The organism is Streptomyces sp. NPDC005004, assembly GCF_053600675.1.
Genome location: NZ_JBSGAH010000017.1, coordinates 119,180 through 127,132 on the forward strand (window position 1 = coordinate 119,180; position 7,953 = coordinate 127,132).

6 protein-coding genes, 1 rRNA gene and 1 pseudogene are annotated in these 7,953 nt (G+C 72.0%); 1 reads left to right on the top strand and 7 read right to left on the bottom strand.

All coding sequences use genetic code 11. From position 1 onward, the window contains the following. Window positions 1-15 precede the first annotated feature (15 nt). The 4 genes from ACWEEU_RS23785 to ACWEEU_RS23800 all read right to left on the bottom strand — a co-directional run bounded on the left by ACWEEU_RS23785 (window position 16) and on the right by ACWEEU_RS23800 (window position 4,090). Window positions 16-882 (bottom strand): ABC transporter ATP-binding protein, encoded by an 867-nt coding sequence (locus ACWEEU_RS23785; RefSeq protein WP_385747099.1) that lies wholly within the window; start codon window positions 880-882, stop codon window positions 16-18. Next, the gene (locus tag ACWEEU_RS23790; protein WP_451734810.1) at window positions 879-1,925 is read right to left on the bottom strand and encodes a FecCD family ABC transporter permease; all 1,047 of its coding nucleotides are present in this window, start codon (window positions 1,923-1,925) and stop codon (window positions 879-881) included. The genes ACWEEU_RS23785 and ACWEEU_RS23790 overlap by 4 nt, the downstream gene beginning before the upstream one ends. Next, complete coding sequence (locus ACWEEU_RS23795) at window positions 1,922-2,965, bottom strand: FecCD family ABC transporter permease (protein ID WP_451734812.1); 1,044 nt, start codon at window positions 2,963-2,965, stop codon at window positions 1,922-1,924. Before ACWEEU_RS23795 ends, ACWEEU_RS23790 begins: the two co-directional genes overlap by 4 nt. A 96-nt stretch (window positions 2,966-3,061) precedes the next feature. Continuing rightward, window positions 3,062-4,090 (bottom strand): HAD hydrolase-like protein, encoded by a 1,029-nt coding sequence (locus tag ACWEEU_RS23800; RefSeq protein ID WP_451734813.1) that lies wholly within the window; start codon window positions 4,088-4,090, stop codon window positions 3,062-3,064. 73 nt (window positions 4,091-4,163) lie between these two features. Between ACWEEU_RS23800 and ACWEEU_RS23805 the strand changes: the two genes are divergently transcribed. Beyond that, window positions 4,164-5,447, top strand: a complete 1,284-nt coding sequence (locus ACWEEU_RS23805; RefSeq protein WP_451734815.1) for a DUF1015 domain-containing protein — start codon at window positions 4,164-4,166, stop codon at window positions 5,445-5,447. A 90-nt stretch (window positions 5,448-5,537) separates the two neighbouring features. Here ACWEEU_RS23805 and ACWEEU_RS23810 read toward each other — a convergent pair whose 3' ends face one another. The 3 genes and pseudogenes from ACWEEU_RS23810 to rrf form a co-directional block, all read right to left on the bottom strand. Next, complete coding sequence (locus ACWEEU_RS23810) at window positions 5,538-6,281, bottom strand: hypothetical protein (protein WP_451734827.1); 744 nt, start codon at window positions 6,279-6,281, stop codon at window positions 5,538-5,540. A gap of 246 nt (window positions 6,282-6,527) precedes the next feature. After that, window positions 6,528-7,112: pseudogene (locus ACWEEU_RS23815) on the bottom strand (hypothetical protein); the annotation flags it as partial. A 545-nt stretch (window positions 7,113-7,657) separates the two neighbouring features. Then, window positions 7,658-7,774, bottom strand: a 5S ribosomal RNA gene (gene rrf / locus ACWEEU_RS23820). Window positions 7,775-7,953: the final 179 nt, after the last annotated feature.

The following is a 7,953-nucleotide window of genomic DNA, read 5'->3' on the forward strand; positions in this document are numbered from 1 at the left end:
GACCCGGCTCGCGGCTCAGGACGCCGTAGCCCCCGCCGCCGAGCGGGCCTTGCGCGCGGCCGGGACCACCAGCGGGGTGCCGGTCTCGGGGTCGTCGATGACCTGGCAGCGCAGCCCGAAGACCTTCTCGACCAGCTCGGCGGTGACGATGTCGCCGGGCGCGCCCTCCGCGATCACCTCGCCGCCGCGCAGGGCGATGAGGTGGGTGGCGTAACGGGCGGCGTGGTTGAGGTCGTGCAGGACGGCGACCAGGGTGCGGCCCTGGGTCTCGTGCAGCTCGGCGCACAGGTCGAGGACGTCGATCTGGTGCTGGATGTCGAGGTACGTGGTCGGCTCGTCCAGGAGCAGCAGCGGGGTCTGCTGCGCGAGCGCCATGGCGATCCAGACGCGCTGGCGCTGACCTCCGGACAGCTCGTCGACGTACCGCTCCGCCAGCTCGGCCACACCGGTGCGGGCCATGGAGTCGGCGACGACCTGCTCGTCCTCGGCGGACCACTGCCGCAGGATGCCCTGGTGCGGGTAGCGCCCCCGGGCCACGAGGTCGGCGACGGTGATGCCGTCGGGCGCGATGGAGGACTGGGGCAGCAGACCGAGCGTGCGGGCGACCTTCTTGGCGGGCATGGACTGGATGACCTGGCCGTCGAGCAGCACCCGGCCCTCGCTGGGCTTCAGCATCCGCGAGAGCGCCCGCAGCAGCGTGGACTTGCCGCACGCGTTGGGGCCGACGATCACGGTGAAGGAGTTGTCCGGTATCTCCACCGACAGCTTCTCCGCGATGACCCGCTGCTCGTAGGCGAGGGTGACGTTCTCGGCGGACAGGCGGTTCACAGTGCTCCTAGGGATGTTCGTCGTCGTGCCGTCCGGGTGCCGGGCGCCGCTCATATCCGGCCCGCCCGGCGCTCGGTGACCAGCAGCCACAGCAGATAGGCGCCGCCGAGGACGCCGGTGACCACGCCGACGGGCAGCTGGTCGGCGCCGAAGACGCGCTGCGAGGCCCAGTCGGCGGTGACGAGCAGGGCGGCGCCCATGAAGAGGGAGGGCACCAGGTTGGGCCCGGGCGAGCGGGTCAGCCGCCGGGCGAGCTGCGGCGCGGTGAGCGCCACGAAGCCGACGGGTCCGGCGGCGGCGGTGGCACCGGCGGTGAGCAGGACGGCGGAGACCATCAGCACGAGCCGCACCCGCTGTACGCGTACCCCGAGCGCGTACGACACGTCGTCGCCCATCTCCGTCATTCGCAGGCCCCGCCCGTTGGCGAGGACCAGCGGGACGAGGACCGCGCACATGGCGAGCAGTGGCCAGACCTGGGACCAGTCCCTGCCGTCGAGCGAGCCGGTCATCCAGACGACCGCGCGGGCGGCGTCCACGATGTCGGCCTTGGTGATCAGATAGCCGTTGACGGCGGTGAGGATCGCGGAGACACCGATGCCGACCAGGACGAGCCGGTAGCCGTGCACGCCCTGCTTCCGGGCGAGCAGATAGATGGCGACACCCGTGACGAGACCGCCGACCAGCGCGCCGACGGTCACGGCGGTGGCGCTGCCGGAGAACAGCACGATCATGACCAGGGCACCCGCGGTCGAGCCCTGGGACAGGCCGAGCACGTCCGGGCTGCCCAGCGGGTTGCGCGAGATCGACTGGAACAGGGCACCGCCCAGACCCAGCGAGGCGCCCACCAGCAGGGCGACGAGCAGCCGCGGCAGCCGCAGCTCGTTGACGATGAAGTCCTGGTAGGCGGTGCCGTTCCCGGCCAGCGTCCGCAGCACGTCGGCCGCGGGGATCTTCGCGTCGCCGGTGCCGATCAGCGCCACGCCCGCGACGAGCACGGCCACGATCAGCAGCAGGACGACGAGCAGACCGCGCGGGTCCACGCGCACGGAGAGCCCGCCGGGGGTGCGTACCGCACGGCTCCGGGAGTGCGTCTTCACAGTTGGGCCGTCCTCCGGCGTCGTACGAGCATGATGAACAGCGGGCCGCCGATGATCGCGGTGACGATGCCCACCTGCAGTTCCGCGGGGCGGACGACGAGCCGCCCGACGATGTCGGCGCCGAGCAGCAGCACCGGCGACAGCACGGCGGCGTACGGCAGGATCCAGCGCAGGTCGGGCCCGGTGAAGGAACGCACCACGTGCGGGACCATCAGACCGACGAACACGATCGGGCCGCACGCGGCGGTCGCGGCGCCGCACAGCACGGTCGCGGCGAGCATGGCCAGGCCGCGGGTGCGGTGGAGGTGGGCTCCGAGCGCTCGGGCGGTGTCGTCGCCCATCTCCATGGCGTTCAGCGGCCGGGCGAGCGCGAGCGCGAGGATCATGCCGACCGCGAGGAACGGCAGCACCTGGACGATGGTCCCGCTGGTGGCCGAGTCCAGCGAGCCGACCGTCCAGAACCGCATCCGGCCGAGCGCCGCGTCGTCGGAGATCATCACCGCCTGGAGATAGCCGTACAGCGCGGCGCTGATCGCCGTGCCGGCCAGCGCGAGCCGCACCGGGGTGGCGCCCCGGCTGCCGCCGAGGAACCACACCAGTGCGCCCACCACGGCCGCACCGGCGAACGCGAACCACACATAGCCGGTCAGCGAGGTCACGCCGAGGAAGGTGATGGCCGTGACGACGGCGGCGGAGGCACCCGCGTTGATGCCGAGCAGACCGGGGTCGGCCAGCGGATTGCGGGTGACCGCCTGGAGGACCGCCCCGGACAGGCCGAGCGCCGCCCCGGCCAGCAGACCGAGGAGGGTGCGCGAGATCCGGGCGCCCACGACGGTGTCGCCGTACGTCCCCGTGTCGTGGAACAGGCCGTGCAGGACCTGGTCCGGCGACAGCGCCTTCGCGCCGATGGCGATGCTCGCCAGGGCGACGAAGGCCAGGAGAACGACGGCGAGGAGGAGCCCGAGGGCCCGTACCGCGCGTCGCTTCGGGGGCGCGGAGCTGATGTCCGCGCGCGGTTCCGGAGGACTCTCGACCAACACGAGGTTAGGTTAGCCTATCCTCCAATGTGATCAAGTGGTCGGTACGGGCCCTCGTACGAACCCGGCACGAGCCCGGCTCGGGGGCATATGCCGTGGTCAGAGCCCCAGCCGGGCCAGCGCCTTGCCCCCGTCCAGCGTGCAGGCGCCCTCGCCGGCCGCCGTCCAGGCCGCCGCGCACAGCGCCCGCAGCCCGTCCAGCGTCTCGCCGTCACCCGTCAGCTCCAGCCGCTCGGCCCCGGCCGTCGCCGTCCAGCCACCGCAGCGGAACCCCTCGCCCGCCTCCGTGACCTCCGGCTGCCCGGTGAGCAGCCCGCGCAGGTCGGCGTCCACATAGGTCGGCCGGTGCTGCGGGGGCGCGGCGAGCAGCAGGGCGCCGTCGGTGACACCGGTCAGCACGAGGAGCGAGTCGACCTCGCCGTTGAACGCGCCCTCGATGTCGGTGTCCAGCCGGTCCCCGACCACCAGCGGCCGCTTCGCACCGGTGCGCAGGATCGTCTCCTTGTGCATCGGGGGCAGCGGCTTGCCCGCGACCTGCGGCTCGGCACCGGTCGCGATCCGGACGACCTCCACGGCCGCGCCGTTGCCCGGCGCGATGCCCCGCCCGCTCGGGATGGTCAGATCGGTGTTGGACGCGAACCACGGCACCCCGCGCGCCACCGCGTACGACGCCTCCGCGAACCGCCCCCACGCCAGGTCGGGACCGCCGTAGCCCTGCACGACGGCCGCCGGGTCGTCGTCCGCCGACTCCACCGGCGTCAGCCCGCGCTCACGCAGTGCCACCCGCAGCCCTTCGCCGCCGATGACCAGCACCTTCGCCCCCGCGGGCACCTGCTCGCTGATCAGCCGTGCCACCGCCTGCGCGGAGGTGATCACATCGTCGGCCCCGGTCGGTATGCCCAGCTCGGTGAGGTGGCCCGCCACGGTGTCCGGGGTGCGCAGCGCGTTGTTGGTGACGTACGCGAGGTGCATCCCCTCCTCCCGCGCGACCGCGAGCGAGTCCACGGCGTGCGCGATGGCCTCGCCGCCCGCATACACCACCCCGTCCAGATCGAGCAGCGCCGTGTCGTACGCCTCGCTCAGGGGCCGCCCACTGCCCTCGGGCCTCGTCCTGACGCTCTGGCTCATGCGGTATCGCTCCTCGTTCGACGCTCTTTCCCCCGATCATCCCCCACAGCCCCCGCACACGTACGATGCCGGGATGAACATCGCAGGTCACTCGGAAGCAAAGGCGCCCCGAGGCCTGGAACTCACACCGTTCCGGGGCCTTCGTTACGACCCCGAACGGGTCGGCAGTCTCGCCTCCGTCACCTCCCCGCCGTACGACGTGGTCGTGCGCCCCGACGGCCTGCACCACCTCCAGGACGCCGACCCGCACAACATCGTCCGGCTGATCCTCCCCCAGGCCGAAACCCCCACCGTCCGCAACGACCAGGCGGCCGACACCCTGCGCCACTGGCTCACCGAGGGCGTCCTGCGGGCCGATCCCGAGCCCGCGCTGTACGTGTACGAACAGCGCGACGGCGAGGGCCTGGTCCAGCGCGGCGTCATCGGCGCCCTGCGCGTCTCGGAACCCGAAGAGGGCGTGGTCCTCCCGCACGAGGACGTCATGCCCCCGGTGGTCGCCGACCGCGCGGCCCTGATGCGCGCCACCCGCGCCAACCTGGAACCCCTGCTCCTGACCTACCGCGGCAACGGCGCCACGGCCGAGGTCGTGGAGCGCACGGTCGCACACGCGCCGCTGCTCGCCACCACCACCGAGGACGGCGTACGCCACCGCCTCTGGGCGGTCACCGACCCCGACGACCTCACCCTGGTCCGCGCCGACCTGGCCGGACACCAAGCTCTCATCGCCGACGGCCACCACCGCTGGGCCACCTACCGGCTGCTCCGCGCGGAACACCCCTCGCCGAGCCCCTGGGACCACGGTCTGGTCCTGCTGGTCGACACCGTCCGCTATCCGCTGCGCGTGCGCGCCATCCACCGGCTGCTGCACGGCCTGCGGGTGGCGGACGCGCTGACGGCGGTGCGGGACCTGTTCCGGGTACGGCGCCTGGAGCTGCCGCTGGCCGAGGCGCTCGCGGAACTCGCGGAGGCGGCCGCCGAGGGCAACGCCTTCCTGCTGGCCGGGGACGGCGCCTTCCACCTCCTGGACAAGCCGGACCCCGAGCTGCTGGCACGCACGGTCCCGGCCGACCAGCCCGCCGCCTGGCGCTCCCTGGACGCCACCGTCCTGCACGCCACGCTTCTCGACCACGTGTGGCGCATCCCCGAGGACTCCCCCGCCCACATCGCCTACATCCACGACGCGACCGCCACGGTCGCCAAGGCGGAACACGACGGCAGCACGGCCGTCCTGCTGCACCCGGTCCGCGAGGACGTCGTCCGCGAACTGGCCCGCCAGGGCGTGACGATGCCCCGCAAGTCGACCTCGTTCGGCCCGAAACCGGCATCGGGGCTGGTGCTGCGGGTGCTGGACATCTGAGGTCCCGGACCCGGACATGAGTGAGGGGCGGAACCCGACCTGGGTTCCGCCCCTCACTCATGTGCCGCGGTCACTCCACGGCGTGACGTGTCAGTCCTCGTCCTCGTCCGCGGACTTCTCCTCGTCCTTGGCGGCCGGGGTCTCGGTCACGGTCTCCGTGACGGTGACACGAGCCTCGCCCTCGGCGTCCGTCTCGTCCTCGGCGAGGGCGTCGACGAACTCCACGCCGTCCAGCTCGGCGAGCCGGTCGGAGGCGTCGGTGCTGCCGTCGCGGTCGGCCTCGACGGCCTTGGCGAACCACTCGCGCGCCTCGCTCTCCCGGCCGGCGGCCAGCAGGGCGTCGGCGTAGGCGTACCGCAGACGGGCGGTCCACGGCTGCACCGAGTTGGAGGCCAGCTCGGGGCTCTGAAGCGTCACGATGGCGGCGTCGAGCTGGTCCATGTCACGCCGGGCACCGGCCGCGACGAGCCGCATCTCGACCTGACCGGCCTTGTCCAGCTTCTGCACCTCGGGGGCACCGGCCATGTCCAGCGTCTTCTCCGGACGGCCCAGACCGCGCTCGCAGTCGGCCATCACGGGCCACAGGTCCGTGTTGCCGGTCATCCGCCGCGCGGCCCGGAACTCGGCCAGGGCCTCGGCGTACTTCTGGTTCGCGTACGCCGCGAAACCGGCGGCCTCGCGGACGGCGGCGACACGGGACGCCAGACGCAGGGCCACCCGGGAGTAGCCGTAGGCGCCCTCGGGGTCCTCGTCGATGAGCCGGGCGACCATCACCAGGTTGCGCGCGACGTCCTCGGCGAGCGTCTTCGGCAGGCTCTGGAGCTCCTGACGCACGTCCTTGTCGATCTCGTCACCGGTGACGTCCTCGGGGATCGGCAGCCGCTTGATCGGCTCCCGGTCGCGGTCCCGGTCCCGGTCGTCCCGGCCCCGGTAACCACCACGCCGGTCGTCCCCACCACGCCGGTCGTCGCGCCCGCGGAACCCACCGCCGGCGGGTCGGCCACCACGGTCGTCCCGACGGGGACCACGCGGCCGGTCACCACGGTCGTCGCGACGGAAACCGCCACGGTCGCCATCGCGGCGGTCGTCACGACGGTCGTCGCGGCGGAAGCCACCACGGTCGTCGTCACGACGGGGGTAGGACGGACGGTCGCCACCGCGCTCGTCACGACCACGGAAACCACCACGGTCGTCGCGGCGGTCGTCGCGGCGGAAACCACCACGGTCATCGTCACGACGGGGGTAGGAGGGGCGGTCGCCACCCCGGTCACCACGGTCGTCACGGCGGAAGCCACCACGGTCGCCATCGCGGCGGTCGTCACGGCGGTCGTCGCGGCGGAAGCCACCACGGTCGTCGTCACGGCGCGGGTACGACGGACGGTCGCCACCGCGGTCGTCACGACCACGGAAACCACCCCGGTCACCACGGTTGTCGTCACGACGGGGGTAGGAGGGGCGGTCGCCACCCCGGTCACCACGGTCGTCGCGACGGAAGCCACCACGGTCGCCATCGCGACGGTCGTCACGGCGGTCGTCGCGGCGGAAGCCACCACGGTCGTCGTCACGGCGCGGGTACGACGGACGGTCGCCGCCACGGTCGTCACGACCACGGAAACCACCACGGTCGTCGCGGCGGTCGTCGCGGCGGAAACCACCACGGTCGTCGTCACGACGGGGGTAGGACGGACGGTCGCCACCGCGCTCGTCACGACCACGGAAACCACCACGGTCGTCGCGGCGGTCGTCGCGGCGGAAACCACCACGGTCGTCATCACGGCGCGGGTACGACGGACGGTCGCCACCACGGTCGTCACGACCACGGAAACCACCACGGTCACCACGATTGTCGTCACGACGCGGGTAGGAGGGGCGGTCGCCACCCCGGTCACCACGGTCGTCACGGCGGAAGCCGCCACGGTCACCGCGGTCACGGTCGTCGCGCCGGCCGTAGCCGCCACGGTCGTCGTCACGGCGGGGGTACGAAGGGCGGTCGCCGCCACGGTCGTTGCCGCTCCGGCGCGGGGCACCACGGTAGCCGCCGCGTTCACCGCGGTCACCACTGTCCCGTCGCCGCTGGTCCCGCTCCGGTCGGTCGTCGGGAGAGTTGGTGGCCATCGGATGACTCCTGTCTTCAGGTACAACAAGCATTGTAAAAACAAAAGGACCCCTGGTCCCAGCTGAACGCTGGGACCAGGGGTCCTCCAAAGATTGTTCGGCGGCGTCCTACTCTCCCACAAGGTCCCCCTTGCAGTACCATCGGCGCTGAGAGGCTTAGCTTCCGGGTTCGGAATGTAACCGGGCGTTTCCCTCACGCTATGACCACCGAAACCCTAATGGTTTCGAGCGAACAAGCACACTTTTTATTTGTGAGTTCAGCTCTGAACCGGCAACTGTTCGTTGCCTCAGAACTTACACAGTGGACGCGAGCAACTGAGGACAAGCCCTCGGCCTATTAGTACCAGTCAACTCCACCCGTTACCGGGCTTCCATATCTGGCCTATCAACC